At 62.9% G+C, this 16,391-nt stretch carries 15 protein-coding genes; 7 read left to right on the plus strand and 8 right to left on the minus strand.

The genetic code is table 11. From position 1 onward, the window contains the following. Nucleotides 1-22 precede the first annotated feature (22 nt). Both A5645_RS24290 and A5645_RS24295 read left to right on the plus strand, forming a co-directional pair. Nucleotides 23-1,216: an amidohydrolase family protein gene (locus A5645_RS24290; RefSeq protein ID WP_065131342.1), complete on the plus strand. Its 1,194-nt coding sequence runs from the start codon at nucleotides 23-25 to the stop codon at nucleotides 1,214-1,216. After that, a complete protein-coding gene (locus A5645_RS24295) occupies nucleotides 1,213-1,680 on the plus strand; it encodes a MaoC family dehydratase (protein ID WP_065131343.1) in 468 nt (155 codons plus the stop codon). The genes A5645_RS24290 and A5645_RS24295 overlap by 4 nt, the downstream gene beginning before the upstream one ends. On the opposite strand, the gene A5645_RS24300 is transcribed toward A5645_RS24295, so the two are convergent. The 4 genes from A5645_RS24300 to A5645_RS24315 are packed head-to-tail and all read right to left on the minus strand — an operon-like array spanning nucleotide 1,677 to nucleotide 7,149. Continuing rightward, nucleotides 1,677-4,070, minus strand: coding sequence for a CaiB/BaiF CoA transferase family protein (locus A5645_RS24300; RefSeq protein WP_065131344.1), 2,394 nt, complete (start codon nucleotides 4,068-4,070; stop codon nucleotides 1,677-1,679). The two genes, A5645_RS24295 and A5645_RS24300, sit on opposite strands and share 4 nt — an antisense overlap. A 5-nt stretch (nucleotides 4,071-4,075) precedes the next feature. Further along, nucleotides 4,076-5,308, minus strand: coding sequence for a cytochrome P450 (locus A5645_RS24305; RefSeq protein WP_065131345.1), 1,233 nt, complete (start codon nucleotides 5,306-5,308; stop codon nucleotides 4,076-4,078). After that, nucleotides 5,305-6,537 carry a CaiB/BaiF CoA transferase family protein gene (locus A5645_RS24310; protein WP_065131346.1) on the minus strand — a complete coding sequence of 411 codons (1,233 nt, stop codon included), beginning with the start codon at nucleotides 6,535-6,537 and terminating at the stop codon, nucleotides 5,305-5,307. Before A5645_RS24310 ends, A5645_RS24305 begins: the two co-directional genes overlap by 4 nt. A gap of 42 nt (nucleotides 6,538-6,579) precedes the next feature. Further along, the gene (locus A5645_RS24315; RefSeq protein WP_081288540.1) at nucleotides 6,580-7,149 is read right to left on the minus strand and encodes a nuclear transport factor 2 family protein; all 570 of its coding nucleotides are present in this window, start codon (nucleotides 7,147-7,149) and stop codon (nucleotides 6,580-6,582) included. A 76-nt stretch (nucleotides 7,150-7,225) separates the two neighbouring features. Here A5645_RS24315 and A5645_RS24320 point away from each other — a divergent pair, with 76 nt between their 5' ends. Next, a complete protein-coding gene (locus A5645_RS24320; RefSeq protein WP_065131347.1) occupies nucleotides 7,226-8,839 on the plus strand; it encodes a class I adenylate-forming enzyme family protein in 1,614 nt (537 codons plus the stop codon). 14 nt (nucleotides 8,840-8,853) lie between these two features. Further along, on the plus strand, nucleotides 8,854-9,933 hold the full coding sequence (locus tag A5645_RS24325) for an NAD(P)H-dependent amine dehydrogenase family protein (RefSeq protein WP_065131348.1): 1,080 nt from the start codon (nucleotides 8,854-8,856) through the stop codon (nucleotides 9,931-9,933). Here A5645_RS24325 and A5645_RS24330 read toward each other — a convergent pair. Beyond that, entirely contained in the window at nucleotides 9,930-10,778 is an 849-nt protein-coding gene (locus A5645_RS24330; protein WP_196773103.1) for an SDR family NAD(P)-dependent oxidoreductase, read from the minus strand. The two genes, A5645_RS24325 and A5645_RS24330, sit on opposite strands and share 4 nt — an antisense overlap. Before the next feature lie 33 nt (nucleotides 10,779-10,811). Here A5645_RS24330 and A5645_RS24335 point away from each other — a divergent pair, with 33 nt between their 5' ends. Next, nucleotides 10,812-11,624 (plus strand): mycofactocin-coupled SDR family oxidoreductase, encoded by an 813-nt coding sequence (locus tag A5645_RS24335; protein ID WP_065038116.1) that lies wholly within the window; start codon nucleotides 10,812-10,814, stop codon nucleotides 11,622-11,624. On the opposite strand, the gene A5645_RS29180 is transcribed toward A5645_RS24335, so the two are convergent. Both A5645_RS29180 and A5645_RS24340 read right to left on the minus strand, forming a co-directional pair. Continuing rightward, entirely contained in the window at nucleotides 11,621-11,755 is a 135-nt protein-coding gene (locus A5645_RS29180; RefSeq protein ID WP_301337003.1) for a hypothetical protein, read from the minus strand. The two genes, A5645_RS24335 and A5645_RS29180, sit on opposite strands and share 4 nt — an antisense overlap. Nucleotides 11,756-11,805: 50 nt before the next feature. Then, nucleotides 11,806-12,870, minus strand: coding sequence for a spirocyclase AveC family protein (locus tag A5645_RS24340; RefSeq protein ID WP_081288541.1), 1,065 nt, complete (start codon nucleotides 12,868-12,870; stop codon nucleotides 11,806-11,808). A gap of 222 nt (nucleotides 12,871-13,092) precedes the next feature. Between A5645_RS24340 and A5645_RS24345 the strand changes: the two genes are divergently transcribed. Both A5645_RS24345 and A5645_RS24350 read left to right on the plus strand, forming a co-directional pair. After that, nucleotides 13,093-13,839 (plus strand): SDR family oxidoreductase, encoded by a 747-nt coding sequence (locus tag A5645_RS24345; RefSeq protein WP_065038115.1) that lies wholly within the window; start codon nucleotides 13,093-13,095, stop codon nucleotides 13,837-13,839. A gap of 92 nt (nucleotides 13,840-13,931) precedes the next feature. Continuing rightward, nucleotides 13,932-15,020, plus strand: coding sequence for an NAD(P)H-dependent amine dehydrogenase family protein (locus A5645_RS24350; protein WP_065131349.1), 1,089 nt, complete (start codon nucleotides 13,932-13,934; stop codon nucleotides 15,018-15,020). Nucleotides 15,021-15,037: 17 nt separating this feature from the next. On the opposite strand, the gene A5645_RS24355 is transcribed toward A5645_RS24350, so the two are convergent. After that, on the minus strand, nucleotides 15,038-16,273 hold the full coding sequence (locus A5645_RS24355) for a cytochrome P450 (protein ID WP_065038113.1): 1,236 nt from the start codon (nucleotides 16,271-16,273) through the stop codon (nucleotides 15,038-15,040). Between the last annotated feature and the right edge of the window lie 118 nt (nucleotides 16,274-16,391).

Genomic DNA, 16,391 nt, shown 5'->3' on the forward strand with positions numbered 1-16,391 from the left:
TCGCTGCTCCGGAGGAAGTGACATGCCTGCCCGTTCCCTGCCGTACCCGGTTTTCGACATCGACAACCACATGTACGAGACCACGGACGCGCTCACCAAATATCTGCCGAGGGCACACCGCGGCAAGGTCGGTTATGTCGAGGTCAACGGGCGCCCCAAGCTCGTCGTAAAGGATCACATCAGCCACATGATCCCCAACCCGACCTTCGCGCGGGTTGCCAAGCCCGGCAGCGCCGAGGATTACTTCCTGGGCAACAACCCGGAAGGCCTCACCTTCCGCGAATTCATCGGCGAGGCAATGGATGTCATTCCTGCCTACCAGTTTCCGGCGCCCCGCCTCGAACTGATGGATGAGCTGGGCATCGACCAGTGCGTCATGTATCCCACGCTCGCCAGTCTCATCGAGGAGCGCACCACCGACGATGTCATCCTGACCCACGCCATCATCCACGCCCTCAACGAGTGGATGCACGAGCACTGGACGTTCAATTACCACGACCGAATCTTCGCCACCCCGGTCATCTGCCTGCCGCTGGTGGACGAGGCGATCCGGGAATTTCATTGGGGCCTGGAACGCGGCATGAAGACCTTCCTGGTCCGCCCCGCGCCGGTACCGAGTCGCTTCGGCGGTTCCCGCTCGATGGGCCTGCCCGAGTTCGATCCGTTCTGGGAGGAGGTTGTCAAGGCCGGGATGCCCGTGACCATGCATGCCTCCGACAGCGGCTACCAAAAGCACCTCATGGAGTGGGAGGGCGGCGACGAATACCTGTCCTTCAAGCCCAGCGCGCTGCGTGAGGTGGTGATGGGGCATCGGGCGATCGAGGACACGCTGGCCGCGATGATCTGCCATGGTGCGCTCACGCGCTTCCCGGATTTGAAGATCCTGTGCGTCGAGAACGGCAGCGGCTGGGTGCGCAATCTGCTCGAACAGCTCAACACCGCCTACCGGATCATGCCCAAAGAGTTCGACGAACACCCCGTCGAGGTGTTCAAGCGCAACATCTACATCCACCCATTCCTGGAAGACGACCTCAAGGGGATCATCGACATCATGGGCGAGGACCACGTGATGTTCGGTTCGGACTTCCCGCATCCGGAGGGCATCGGTGACCCGCTGAGCTTTGTGGACAGGCTCGACGGCCTCTCCGAGTCGGTCAAGGCGAAGATCATGGGGGGCAACGCGATTGAGCAGCTCGGGCTGAAGGTCTCGGTATGAGCCCAGGCGTTGCGAAGGTTTACGACGGGATCGACGCCTTCGAAGCGCACGTCGGCCAACACCTGGGCCACAGCGACTGGCGTCGAGTCACCCAACAGGAGATCGACCTGTTCGCCGAAGCGACCGGTGACCGCCAATGGATCCATGTCGATCCGCAGAAGGCGGCAACCGGGCCCTACGGCAAGACGATCGCGCACGGCTACCTGACCCTGTCGTTGGTTCCGGTTCTGGTGCAACAGATCTATCGTGTGTCGGGACTGTCGATGCAGGTGAACTACGGATCCGACAAGCTACGGTTTCCCGCTCCCGTGCCGGTCGACTCGCGGATCAGAGCGGGGGCAGAGCTACTCAAGGTGGAGCGCAACGACAAGGGTAGCCGCGCCACCGTGCGGGTCACGGTCGAGGTGGAAGGCTCCGATCGCCCGGCCTGTGTCGTCGACACCATCGCCGCCATGGTGAGTTAGGCGTTCAGTACGCGCTCACCGATTACCTGTTGCTGGCGCAACGTCTCAATCTGATCAGCGGAAAGGCCCAGCGCCGCCAGGACCTGCGTGTTGTGCTGGCCGAGGGTTGGCGCCGCTGAGCGGTGATGTCTACCGGTACCCGGCGAGATTCGAAAAGGCCAGCCCGGGAAGCGATGTTGCCCCGTTATCGGATGCTCCAGGTCCTGGTAATAACCGCGCGCTTGGAGCTGATCGACGTCGTACATCCGGTCGGACGTGAGCAGTCGCGCCGCCGGCACGCCTCGCCGCACAAGCGCCGCTTCCAACTCATCAGGGCGTTGCGTGCGGGTCCAATGGGCGAGCGTCTCATCAAACGCGTCGTGGTTACTCAGCCGCGCTGTCGGTGTGGCGAAGCGCGGGTCTTTCTGCAGCGCACCTTGTCCCATGGCATCCAGGACCGCGTGCCAGTCGGCGTCGTCGCGCACCGACACGGCGACCCACTCGTCCTCGATGCTGGTCGGATAGACACCCTGGGCGTAGCTGCGGTGTCGGTTGCCCTCGCGCGGGCGGACCTTCCCGGTCAGCGAGTACTCGATAACAGGCTCGGCTGTCACCGCCGCGCCCGTCTCCACCTGTGCGACCTCGATAAGCTGGCCTTCGCCGGTGCGCCTTCGGTGCTCGAGCGCGGCGAGCAGCGCGACGGCAGCATGCACACCCGCAATGGGGTCCGCAGGGCCCTGCAAATTGCACGGCGGGCCGTCCGGATACCCGGTCGCGGCCGACATGCCGGACACCTGTTCGATGTTCAGCGCCCAGCCCACGTAATCGCGCCACGGCCCGGCCAATCCGAAACCGGGCATACGCACCATGATCACGTCCGGATTGAGCTGCGTAAGGGATGCGTAGTCTAAACCGAACTGCTCGACCACTCGCGGGGAGAAGTTCTCCACCACCACATCGGCTTCGGTCGCAAGGCGCAGTGCCAATTCGCGGCCGGTGGCCGAGGCGAGATCCAAAGTGATATCTCGTTTGTTCAGGTTGGTGCCCTGCCAGAGCGGGCCCCGCTCGTACCAGTCATCCCCTTGGCGCAACAGCGCGCCCGAGAAGCGGTGCCCGTCCGGGCGCTGGATGGACTCGACCTTGACCACATCCGCCCCGAAGGCACCTAAGTAGCACGTCAAGTACGCGCCCGCCCAGAACGTGCTCAGGTCGAAGACTTTCAGACCCGCAAACGGCAGGGATTCACGGGCATCGTCGGCAGGCTCCGACCGGACATCACGCTGCCGCCATTCCTGCGGCTTGCCGGGGGTCCGGGGAGGCGCCGGAAGTGGTGGTGCGACGGGCGTTTTGGATAGTCGAAATGCCGGTCCGGGACGTTTGAACCGCCACGTTTCACCACCCGCGTCGACGAAAAACCCCCGCTCCGCGTACTGCGGACACGCCATGACCGTGTCCCCCGCGCAGACTGGCGCCGCAGGGATCCGCATCGCCTGGCTGAGCTCCACCAGATCCGCGACCGTCATCGCATCAAAAAACGGTTGAGCCTTGGCGAAGAAGTCGTCACGCTCGGGGCCGCCCAGCATGACTGCGAGCTGCAGCTCGCCGAACTCGGGCAATCCGACCATCGCGCACACATCGAGCCAATGTTGGCCGGTGAGGCAGTTGATCCCGATCCAGCCATCAGCGGCCCGCACGATGCCCAGCATCGGTGCCGCCTTGGAATTGGTCGGCAGGCCAAGGCTTTTCAATCGGGCGGCCATCAGCATCGGGTATGGCAGCGTCGACAGCAGTGACTCGAACGTCGAGACATCGACCTCGACGACCCGGTTTGCCGTGGCGGCCATTCGCAACGCCGTCAATCCGCCCAGCGCCCCGTACGCTCCGGCGACGTATTCCGGGATCCGGGCACCCGCCTGCACGGGCGGCCGGCCCGGCTCACGGACGTTGACCCAGCCGGACGCGGCCTGCAGCGTCAGGGAAGTCATCTCCCGGTCCCGTAGCGGGCCGTCCTGCCCGAAGTTGGAGATCCGCACCACCACCAGGCCCGGGTTGGTGCGCAGCAACGAGTTCCGGTCCAGGCCGAAGCCTGCCCGCTCGGGCGCATCCGGCGGCAGGTTCTCGACCAGCATGTCCGCCCCCGCGATGATCTCCCGGACCGCGGCGGCATCGCTCTGCAGTGCGGCATCCACGGTGCAACCGCGCTTGCCGGCATTGAGGTATTCGAAGAGCCCGCTGCGTTCGGGATCCGGCGTGCCGGACGGGAATGGTCCCCATTGTCGCAGCGGGTCGCCCGGCGCCGGTTCGATTTTGCACACGTCGGCACCGAGGTCGACGAGCAGTTTCGTGCAATACGGACCGGCAATCTCGGTGGCTATCTCGACGACGCGCAAACCCGTAAGCGGCTGATTCATCCGAGTCAGCCCCGCCTGCGAATCGGTACGTTCGCCCAGCCGCAGACGTTCGACATCGCCACGCGTCGCAAACCGCTGCGATCGACTTCGTATTCCGGGACGAGATCCAATAACGCATTCAGCGCGATGCGACTCTCCATCCGCGCTAGAGCGGCACCCAGACAGCTGTGCACGCCGTACCCGAAAGCAAGGTTGAAACCCATCTTCCGCTCTCGGCCGATGTCAAGCCGGTCGGGATCGGCAAACATCCGCTCGTCGCGGGTGGCTGAACCGGTCACCAGCAGGACTGCGCTTCCTTCCGGGATTGTGATGCCGTGCAACGTTACGTCGCGTGTGGCGGTGCGAATCTGGTACTGGGACGGGGCCTCGTAGCGCAGCAACTCTTCGATCGCTGCGGGGATCTTGCTACGGTCGCCGCGCAGCTTTCGCCACTGATCGGGAAAATCGGCGAACGCGACCATGGCGTTGCCGATCAGTTTGGTGACCGTTTCGGCCCCAGCTCCTCCCAGCATGGTGGCAAATCCGGTGATGTCCACATCCGTGAGCTTCTCAATCTGACCATCGCGTTCTATCTCTGTCTCGATGAGCCGACTGATCATGTCGTCCTGTGGATCGGCGCGCCTTTTCTGAACAAGCTTGAAATAGTAGATCCCGGTGTTTACCGAGGCCTCGTAACCCGCTGCAGTCGTGGCGATTTCACCCGGATGGCGCTCCAGAAGAAGATCGAGCCACACCCGGATTTGGTCACGGTCCGGTTTGGGAACCCCCAGCATCGTCGTGATGACCTCGTTGGGAAATAGTGCCGAGAAGTCCGCAACCACATCGAAGGACCGGCGATTGAGTGCATCAATGCGTTCGTAAATCTTCTCGCGCACCATGTTTTCCAGCGACGCGATGGCACGCGGGGTGAATACGTTACTGACCAACCGCCGCATCTTCTGATGTTCGGGCGGATCCATCGAGATGATCACCTTGGGCACCGGGATTGCGTTGTCGTGTGCCTTCACCATGTCCAGCGTGGCGCCCTTGGCCGAGGAATAGGTTTCGTAATCCTTGGTGGCCGGCGCCACGTCGTCGTACCGCGTCAGAGCCCAGAAATCCCACTTGTCGTTGTAGTACACAGGTGCTTCATTCCGAAGGCGCCGATAGGTTTCGAATGCTCCGTTGAAGAAGTCATCAGAAAAAGGATCGAACTGCAGGCGTTCGTCGGGTACGGTGCCTGGCACTGTCGCGCTCACAGGATGGCCCCGGTGTCCTTGTACGCAAGGATCGTGTCCCAATCGAGGCCTGCGTCCATCAGCACCTCCTCGGTGTGCTGGCCATGTTCGGGCGCGCCAGGGGGTACCACGGGCTGTTCGTCGAACTGGACCGGATTGGTGGGAAGCGCGAATGGTGCGCCGTTCATCGTGGTGGTCTGTGCGACATAGCCGTTGGCAGTCACCGCCGGGTCCTGACACAACTCCCCCGGCGTCTGGACGACACCCCACGCGCCGGAGAGGTCAGCCAGTCGCGTACGCCACTCGGCAAGAGTATGACGCGCAAAAGCCTCGTCCATCAGCGAAATGAGCTCGCTGCGGTTGGCGAATCGCGAAGCGGGATCGGCGAATCTGGGGTCGTCGATCAACTCGGGCAGGCCGATGGCACGCATTGCCTCTGGATAGAACTTATCGAGTTGCAGCATCATCAACTGCACGTATCGGCCGTCACTGGTGCGATAGGTACCAACGAGCGGGTTCGGTGCATCGGCGTGGCCGAACTTCGGGATCGAGCTGCCGCCGTGCAGTTGGCTCACCGCGACATCGGGGCTGAGGTTCCAGGCCGCCAGGCCAAGCAGGGAGACGTCGACGATCGATCCCCGACCGGTGGTCGCCTTCTTGTACAACGCGGCGGCGATCCCGCCGGCAATCGTCATTCCTCCCAGCAGATCACCGAACGCGGGACGCGAGCGCACCAATTCCTCGGCGTCTTCGGTCAGGACGGTCGCGATACCACCACGCGCCCAGTATGAGACGCCGTCATAGCCTGGCGTGTCGGCATCAGGCCCCTTCGGACCGTGCCCCGAGCCACGCACGTAGACGATGTTGGGGCTGGCAGCCCGGATGTCATCGACATCGATGCCCAGCTTCTTGCGGCGGCTGGGCAGATAACTGGTCAGGAACACGTCACAGGTTGCGGCGAGGCGCCGGATGACCTCCTGACCGCCCGGCGTTCCCAGATCCACGCCAATGGATTTCTTGCCCCGGTTGGGGATTTCGATCATGTAGTTCACCGCACGGGTGCCCGCATCCACGATGCCCATGGTCACCAGACCACGCTGTGGATCACCGCCGTTGCGTGGCTCCACCTTGATGACCTCGGCGCCCCACTCGGCCAGCACCGCACCGGCCGAGGGCACGAATGTCCAAGCGGCAATTTCTAAGACCCGGACCCCGCTGAGTACCTTGTCGCCGGAAATGTCGACCTCCACTAATGAGAATGACAATTCTACGTGATCGTAGCGGGTGACCCCTCAGGGCCGCCGTGATAGCCGCTGTGGCTGGGCGGGGTCTCCGGCGGCCCAGAACGCGCGCCAAGTCGGCATCCGGTCGGGCATAGCCGCGCGCAGCTGAACATCGGCCGGCCAGCGGATGAACTCTGGCCCAGGGCGCTCGGTGACGTCGACCGAATACCAGGGATGCTCCCGCCGCCTGACGAAACACCACTGCTCGTCACGCCGTTCGTACACATCGTCGTAGCGCATGGTGATGACATACCATCCGTCGCCGTCCTCGTGTTCGGCTCGGCAGTAGACCGATCCGGTTGCGCGATCGGCACTGTCGAAAGCGAATTGGTGGCCGCAGACCAGGTGGATGCTCCGATAGAAACGCCTCAGGACGCCGTCATACCAGCGTTTGAGCGCATCCCTGCCTCGTCCTCCCGCGCCCGCGTCGACATCATCGACAAACAGCGCCACCAAGGCATCCAGATCACGCGCGTCCAAGGCCATCGCGTATCGGCTGGGCAGCTGACCGATAGCCAGGCTTGACTCGACCCGGTCGACTCGGTCGACGGCCGCGGGATTCCCTGATTGGGTCGACACCGGAATCAGTGTAGCCCGGCGTCGCAAAGCGAGAACCGGAGTTCTCGTATTGGGACAAGGCTACTATCCTGCGCCTATGCCCTTCCCGCAGATTGTGCCGACCATTCCCGAGTTGGTGAGGTCCAGCGCGGCACGCTTCGGGAACGAACCTTTCCTCATCGCGGGCGGGCAGGAGTTGACCTATACCGGTCTCGACCGGCGGTCGGCCAGATTGGCGGCCGCGCTGCTGAACGAAGGCATCGGTAAAGGTGACCACATTGGGATCCTGATGCCCAACAGCGTCGATTGGGCGCTGGCATGGTTTGCTGTCACCCGCATCGGCGCGGTCGCCGTGCCACTCAACACCTTTCACCAAGCTCCCGAGTTGGCCTGGACGGCCCGGCATGCCGACCTGCGAGCCGTCCTTACGTGGTCGAAGTTTCGCAACCACGACTTCCTGTCCAGGCTCGAAGAGGCCCTGCCGGGATTGGCCGGTCAGCACCGCCCGGGCCGTATCGCGGTGTCCCAAGCTCCCTACCTGCGCACCGTCGCCGTGTGGGGACAGTCCGACGGGGCATGGACGACGACATTGGCGACAGACGGCACATCGTCGGATAGCGAAGCGAGCTTCCTCTTGGAGGTGGAGTCATGTGTGACACCGGCGGATGAGGTGGCGATCATCTACACCTCGGGCAGTACCGGGGATCCGAAAGGTCCGGTCCACACCCACGGAGCCTTGGTCCGCCATACCTACAACCTCACTTTTACTTACGACGTCACCCGCGAAGACGTGATGTTCACCGCCATGCCGTTTTTTTGGGTGGGCGGCTTGATTACAGGCCTGCACGCGGTCATTCACCACGGTGCGACGCTCGTTACCCAACCGGCATTCGACGCAACCGAGGCACTGCAACTCATCGAGCGCTATCGCGCGACGATCACGCTGGGTTGGCCGCAGCAAGGCAAGACGCTCGCCGAACACCCTGAATTCGCCCGGCGCGACCTGACATCGGTACGCCGCACCAGCATGCCGGCAATGGTCCCGCCCGAGCGCCGCCCCCAGGGACCCAACGCGCTGGGCATGAGTGAGTTGTGCGGCAATCACATTGGGGTGGATCCGTACCCGCCGCAACCGCCCGAACGGGCAGAAACCGGCGGGTTTTCCGTTGAGGGGCTCAGCCATATTCTCGTTGATCCCACTACCGGGCGGCAGGTGCCTGACGGCACGCCGGGTGAGATCTGGGTTCGAGGTTTTTCGATGATGCAACGCCTGTATAAGCGGGAACGCGAAGATGTCTTCACTCCTGACGGTTACTACCGCACAGGCGATTGCGGCGTACGCCACGACGACGGCTGGATAACATTCACCGGCCGGCTCGGGGACCTGATCAAAACCGGGGGCGGCACCAACGTCACACCCGGCGAAGTCGAACTCGCACTGGCCGATTGCGCCGGCGTGCTGGAGGCATACGTCGTCGGCACCGAGGATGCTGCTGACGGAACGGTCGTCGCCGCGGCGGTGGTGCCACGAGGCGGGGCCTCGCTTGACGGGGAAGCGCTGCGATCGGAATTGCGCGCTCGGTTGTCCGCGTACAAGGTGCCGAAGTTCATCTGGGTCACGGCGAAGCAAGATCTTCCATTCACGGCGAGCGGGAAGGTCAAGAAGTCAGAACTGGCACAACAACTGAGTCGATTGCTGGCACGACGGTAAGGAGGAGCAACACGATGGAGGACACAGTGCTGCGAGTGGCAGTGGTTTCCACCGGCGGCGTGGGCAGCCTCGCGCTGCGTGCAATAGTCCGGCGCCGCCACCTGAAACTCGTCGGCGTGTGGGTGCACAGCGCCGAGAAGACGGGCCGGGATGTCGGGGAGATCGTCGGGCTCGGCCCCATTGGTGTGACGACCACCGCCGATTTGAACGAAATCATCGCGCTCAAGCCCGACTGTGTGGTGTACGCCGCGGCCAGCCCCGAGATGGACGCGGCCGCCGTTCGTGATTATGTTCGACTATTGGCAGCCGGCATCAACGTGGTCACCACCAATACCCCCGGAATGATGTTCCCCGACAGGTGGATCGCCCCTCTCGCCGACCAGGTTCGTGCTGCGGCACTGGCCGGCGCCGTCACCATTTACACCTCAGGCATCGAGCCGGGCTTCGCAGGCGACCAATTCGCCGTGCTGCTGTCGACTTTGTCCAACACCATTCGCTCCGTCCGCGCCCAGGAGATCTTCGACTACTCGGCCTATCCGAACGAGTACCTGATGTTCGACGCGATGGGCTTCGGCCGTCCCCTCGATTTCACACCGCTGCTTGAATTGGAAGGCGCGCAACAGTTCGCATGGGGACCGCCTATCGGCCTCGTTGCCCGGGCGCTCGGTGTCGAGCTCGAGAAGGTCACCGAAAGCTATGAACGCGTGATGACACCGCGGGACCTGCACGTTGCCTGCGGACTGATTCCGGCGGGTACCTGCGGAGCGGTGCGAGCCGAGACCACCGGAGTCGTCGACGGGCACCCAGTGATCACCATCGAACACATCAACCGCATGGCCCCAGATCTTGCGCCGGAGTGGGCGTCGGCACCGAATGGAACCTACCGCATCGTCATTGAGGGAAGTCCACACATTGCGTGCGACCTGCGCCTCGGTACCGATGACACCGCAGCGTCGGCCAATGACAATGCGATGGAGGCGACGGCGATGCGAGTCGTGAATGCCATCCCTTATGTGGTGGATGCGGCGCCAGGTATCGCCACATCGCTGGATTTGCCGATTACCGCGCCCCGCAACGCGATTGCGTTCGACTAAACGGTGAACATCGGACCGCGCGGAGCTCCCCGGACCTCGTTGCCCCCGTCGATCGCGAAGCTCTGGCCGGTGACCCAGCTTGATTCGGGGCCGGCCAAATACCGCACTCCGGGAGCGATGTCGTCCGATACGCCCAGCCGGCCCAGCGGCACCCGTTCCAAGAAGCTACTCGTCAATTCCTCTAAGTGAATGTAGCCCTGGGTGGTCGCCGCTGCGGTGAGTCCCGGGCGGACCGCGTTGACGCGGATGCCGCGCGAGCCGAGTTCAGACGCCGCCACCCGGATGAGCATCTCGAGCGCCGCTTTGCCCGCGGAGTAATGACCCAAGCCCTCCATCGGAATCTTCGCGGATGTCGATGAGATGAATACGATTGCGCCTCCGTTGTTCATCAGCGGCGCCGAGTAGCGCAGAGCAAGAAAGTTCGATCGCAGATTTCCCATGACGAAATCGGTGAATGTCGCGAGGTCCTGTTGGATTAGTGGACCGGTGCCTCCGGCGGCGACAGTGCCCACCACGATATCGAGCCGTTGGTTGACGTCATGGGCCGCCTGTGCAGCAGCTGCGACGGTCTCTTCATCCTCCGGATCGCCCTTCTGAAGCACGATTTCGGCGTTCGGAACGGCAGCCAAAATGCCGTCGCGCGTCACCTCTAGTCGCCGCATTGATCGGCCGAGCAGATAGAGCGACGCCCCGTCCGCCGCCAGTAGCCGTGCACTTGCCTGAGCAATGCCGGCGGATGCTCCGAGGATGAACGCGGTTTGCCCGTCAAGAACGCCCATGCACAAAGACGCTACCACCGGTAAAACAAACATTCTCATATAGCGGAAGGGCTCATTCTCACCCATAGTTGAATGGTGTAGCGTACGGCTGTGCCAAGTATGACCGGCAAAGTTGCACTTATCACCGGGGCCGCCCGCGGCCAGGGCCGCGCTCATGCCGCGAGATTGAGCGCCGAGGGTGCCGACATCATCCTCGTCGATATCGCCGGTCCGTTGCCGCCGAGTGTTCCATATGATTCGGCCACTCCCGCAGATCTTGCAGAGACTGCGGATCTGGTCACCGCGAACGGTCGGCGTGCCGTCACAGCGATCGTCGATACCCGCGACCACGATGGTCTTTGTGCGGCTGTCGAACAGGGGGTCGCCGAACTCGGACGGCTCGACGTGATCGTCGCCAACGCTGGCATTTGTTGCCCCGCGCCCTGGGACCAGGTGTCCCACCGCGCTTTCCAGGACACCGTCGACATAAATCTGGTCGGCACGTGGAACACCATCATGGCCGGCGCCAAGCACATCATCGCGGGTGAACGCGGCGGATCGATCATTCTCATCGGCTCGGCGGCGGGCGTGAAATGGGAGCCCTTCATGGTGGCCTACACCGCGAGCAAGCACGCGATCACCGGGCTCACCCGCTCGTTCGCCGCCGAGCTGGGCCGCTACAACATCCGCGTCAACAGCCTTCACCCGGGTTCTGTCGCGACACCGATGGGGACGGGCCGGATGATCGACGCTATGCAGCAGGCTGCGGAGTCGTATCCGCACCTGCAATTCGGTTTCGGTAAACAACTTCTCCCCAACGTGGTCACCATGCCGGAAGATGTCGCAGACGCGGTCGCATGGTTGGCGTCCGACCAATCCAAATACGTCACAGCGACGGCGATTTCGGTGGATGTGGGGGTCGCTCAGGCTTAGTAGGCGGATTCGAACACCTCAGCCAGCTCATTCGGCCGGGCGAAGAACGGTGAATGGCTGCCGTCGATTTCGACCACCTCGGCGTCGACCCTGGCGGCCTGGCGCCTCGCCCAGGATCCCCCCCACCGCACGGTCGTCCCGCATGAGGATGTAGGTCGACGGCGTATCAGCTACCTCTCACTCACCGGTAGAACGGCCCCGGCTTACCAGCCTGCTCGAGATGACCGTACGGGTCGTACACCTTGACATCGGGATAGGGATTCTGGTCGTAGGCCGGGCGCGACAGGCCCGCAGTGCGCAGCCCTGCCAGGACCGCCAACGGCGCAGCGAAAGACACCAGGCCCACCGAAACCGAGATCAGCAGTTGGCGGGTCAGCGTCACCTTGCTCCTGCCCCGGCGAGTCGGAAGCCGGTGGGCAATCCGGTTGATGAGCACCAGATCGCCCTCTTCATCACGGACACACATCACCGCGACCATCGCAAAGATCACCGAGTCATATATCGCCATGATAAGCGGGAAATGTATGTGTCCGACCCGCAACACGGGACCGACGGCTTCGGTATAGAAGAAGATTCCGAACCTCATCCAGGTGAACTGAACCAGTCCGTTGATCGGTATGGCGACAAGAAAGGCGCCCAGGAAAACTGCGACGAGCCGATGCCTCGCAAGCCAACTCGAATAGCGAAAGACCGGGGCGAGCAAGCGGTCGTGCAGTTGCAACATGCCCAAGCCGTTGAGCAGATAGTAGGCCGCGTAACCACCGAGGAATGCCAACGCCGGCTCGAGATTCGGCGAGATGTTCACATATGGCCAGGAAAACGGAAAATGCAACATGCGTGGATCGAAAATCGCGAATGTCGCCCAGTTGGCGAGCGGATCGAGCGCACCGGTGATCAGGCCGGCGAAAGCGATCACGACCGCCCAATGAACCTTGCGCTGGCGTACCGAAAGCCATACCAACGCCGCGACCAAACCGATCGCCATAGGGATAGAACTGAACGCGATAACCAGCGGCCAGTTGTCATAGCCCAGGAACGGCGGGTACGGTGCTGGGCCTGGATTCGGATTGGCGGTGCGGACATCGCCACGATTGCCGGATTCGATTGCCGCGACGGTAAAGAACGCGAATAGCAGATACGCGACGGTGAAAATTCCCCAGCCCACTCTGGCCGGCCACCGTGACCGACCCGGGCTCACGGCTGTCGCGAGTTCGGAATCCGCGCCGGGTTTGACGGTCTCCGTCATGTTTGGTCACCGGCCCGCGTCGCCCAATGGGCCGCCGGGGCGCATCCAATGAGCGCAACAGAACCGGTGACCAGAATCCGGTCGTTGAAGTGGAACACATCGCCTCCCTGCCCTCCGAGAATAGATGTTCTCACATCACAGAATGAGGGTCGCAATGCCGCGGCTGAACCCTCGGCGCGATACCGTGCAATCGACGACTGCGGCAGATAGGAAAACCAGGTTATGGCCGATCGGCATTCGAACATTGCAGGCACAAAGATGCTGATCGTCGGGGCATCCTCCGGCATTGGGCGGGCATTGGCCGAGGCAGCACATGCGAGGGGCGCCAGAGTCGCCCTCGCCGCCCGGCGAGTGGACCTGCTGTCGGCACTGGCCGAGCAACTCGACGGGTCCGCACATGAACTCGATGTATCCGACCCGCGCGCAATCGAATCCGTCGTTCGGGAGGTGGCCACAGCTTTTGGTGAACTCGATGCCGTGGTGTTCACCAGTGCCGCCGTGCCGTTCTCCTTGATCGAAGAAACCGACGTAGCGACCTGGATGCACACCTACGCCGTTAACGCCGTCGGCGCATCGCACGTGCTGCGCGCCGTGCTGCCGCACCTGGCCGAGAACGCGGTCGCGCTTGTCGCGTCAAGCCATGATGTGGGACGCCCGCGCGCCGGTGTGGCGGCTTACCACGCGAGCAAGGCTGCACTTGATGAGATCCTGCGCTCCTGGCGAGCCGAGCACCCAGATCTTGCCGTTATTCGCGTTAGCGTGGGTCCCACCGAAGACACCGAAATCCTGCGCGGCGCTGACCGTGACCTCTTAGCGGATCTGTACCGCGCCTGGCTGCAGGAAGGCCAGATTCCCTCCCGCATGTCCGCGCTCGACGATGTAGCCAACACAATGCTCTCTTTGATCGCCATCTCGCGCGCCAACCCCACGGTCGTGAGCGACATCGTCCACCTCGCGCCTCGGCACTGAACAAGACACATCGAGTCGGGTGAACAACGACGGGCGGATCAAGATCGGTCTGAGAATAGCGATTTTAGAGTTCGAGAACTAACGTTATCGCTATGGATACCGGCCCCCCGCTTCGGGTGATCCAGTGGGCAACCGGTGCGGTGGGATCCGAGATGGTCACCACGATCCTCGACCATCGTCCCGACATCGAATTGGTCGGCGCCCGCGTCTATTCCGACGACAAGCACGGTGTTGACGTCGGAACCTTGGTGGGCCGCGAGCCGATCGGCGTGACCGCGACGACAGATGTTGCACACATACTTGCCCTGGACGCCGACCTGGTGCTGTACGCGCCGTCGTTCAGCAACCTCGACGACGTCTGCGCGCTGCTGGCGAGCGGAAAGAACGTCGCCACCGTCTCGTTCCTTTTTCACCCGCAACGCCTTCCCGATGCCGACCGTGAGCGACTCCTGGCCGCCTGCCAGAAGGGCAATAGCACCATTCACGCGAGCGGGCTCAATCCCGGCAACCTTTCAGGTGTGTTGCCGCTCGCGCTCTCCGGCATGAGCCGCACCATCGACCGGTTCACGCTCCAGGAACGCGCGGATTGGTCATTGTGGGAGAGCACGGACATTACCTTCGACGGGATGTGGTTCGGCCGCCCCGTCGAAGACATCACCCCGACGGCCAATGACTTTCTGACGTTCAACACCGCTCTCTTTACCCAGCAGACCTGGTTTATCGCCGATACCCTGCACGCCGCGATTGACGACGTCGCGGTCAGCGTTGATGCGGTTCCGGCCAGCAAAGATTTTCAGATCTTCGATCATGTGGTTCAAGCCGGCACCACCGCAGGGCAGCGCTGGCAATTCGTCGGACACCGCAACGGCGAGCCAGTGATCGAGTTCGAGACGCTGTGGACGGTGGGGGGTGAGTATCCCCAACATTGGCCAAAGCCACAGGACGGTTGGACCCTCACGCTCGAAGGCGATCCATCGATGCGCGTGCACTACTTTTGTTTGGCCAGCTACTCGCGGCCGGCATCTATCGAGGAGCACGTCCGCGCCGGGCTGATTGCCGTGGCAATGCAGGTGGTCAACGCCATTGCTGCCGTTTGCGCTGCGCCACCGGGATTCGCGACGATGGCGGATCTCCCATTGATCCGCAGCTACACCGGTTTTGGCGACCCGCGCAGGATATGAGCGTTTTCCGCAGCTGCTCAGTCCCAGACCACGTCGAGGCGCGGCGGCGAACGGAACATGGTGCCGGTGACGTACGGGGGCGGCGCATCGGGATCGAGCCGCAGGCCCGGCAGTTCGTCGAATAATGCGTTGAAGATCTTGGTGCTTTCCAGCCTCGCCAGATGCATGCCAAGACAAACATGCGCACCGTGACCAAACCCGATGTGCGGCTTGCGATCCCGGAAGATGTTGAATGTTTCGGCATCGTCCCACCGGGTTTCATCGTGGTTAGCGCTGCCAAGACTCAGCATCATCGTTGCGCCCTTGGGGATACTCATTCCGAAGAACTCCAGGTCGCTGGTCACTTCACGCATGAAGTTCAGCAGTGGAGTCTCCCACCTGATGCCTTCTTCGATGGCCTGCGGGAGCAGGCTTCGGTCAGCCCGAACGGCGTCGAGTTGATCGGGGTGGGTCAACAGAGCCATCGCCAGGCTGGCGGTTGACCGCGACGTGGTTTCCGCTCCCGCGGGCAGCAGGTTGCGCATGAACCCGTAGATCTGCTCGTCCGACATCTTGACGCCGTCAATCTCGGCCTGCGACAGGATCGTCACCATGTCGTCCTTGGGCGACTTACGCCGGTCTGCAAGCACTCCGATGAAGTACTCCTTCATCTCGGCGGAGGCCTTCATCGCGGTCGCCATATCGCCGCGGAACCCCAGCAGGTCGATCGCCAACCGGTGGAATTCACCGATGTCGGCCTGCGGTAACCCGAGTAGGGCGGCGATCACCCGCACCGGAATCGGCATGAACACGGCGTCCACCAGATCGGCGTGGCTGTTGTCCCGGAACTTCGCGATGGTGCGGTCCACCAGTGGGCCAACGAGTTCAGCCTCCCAACGTTTCATTGAGGAGCGCGCGAAGGCGAACTCGTGCAGCCTGCGGTAGATGGCGTGCTCAGGCTCCTGCATTTCCAGGATCGTCGGCCCCTGTAGCGGCCGGACCACGTCTTCGTAGCACCGGGTGCTGAAGGTGATGTTGTCGGTGAATACCGCCTTGACGGCGTCGAAGGAGTACGCGGTGTAAGTCCTTTTTCCGTTTCCGAGATCCTCGGGTACGCCCATTTCCGGCCACCCTGGGTGAACGGCGCCCTTGGCGCGCAATTCACGCAGTAATGGGTAGGGCGTGGCGTCTCCGTCGGCTCCCATGCCGGCGTTGAACTTCAGCTGCGCTTCGCGGATGCGCTGATCGACGTCGGTGAGCGCCGGTTCCGCCACGTCACGCCTCCTACCGGGGTCAACCTACAGGACGTCGGTTGCAAACCTACATCATGTATGTTGGACCGACCAGAGCGAGCCGACACCCGAAACCGCAACCTGGAGCGTTCGATTGGCC

The organism is Mycobacterium asiaticum (assembly GCF_001673635.1).
Classification (GTDB): domain Bacteria; phylum Actinomycetota; class Actinomycetes; order Mycobacteriales; family Mycobacteriaceae; genus Mycobacterium; species Mycobacterium asiaticum_C.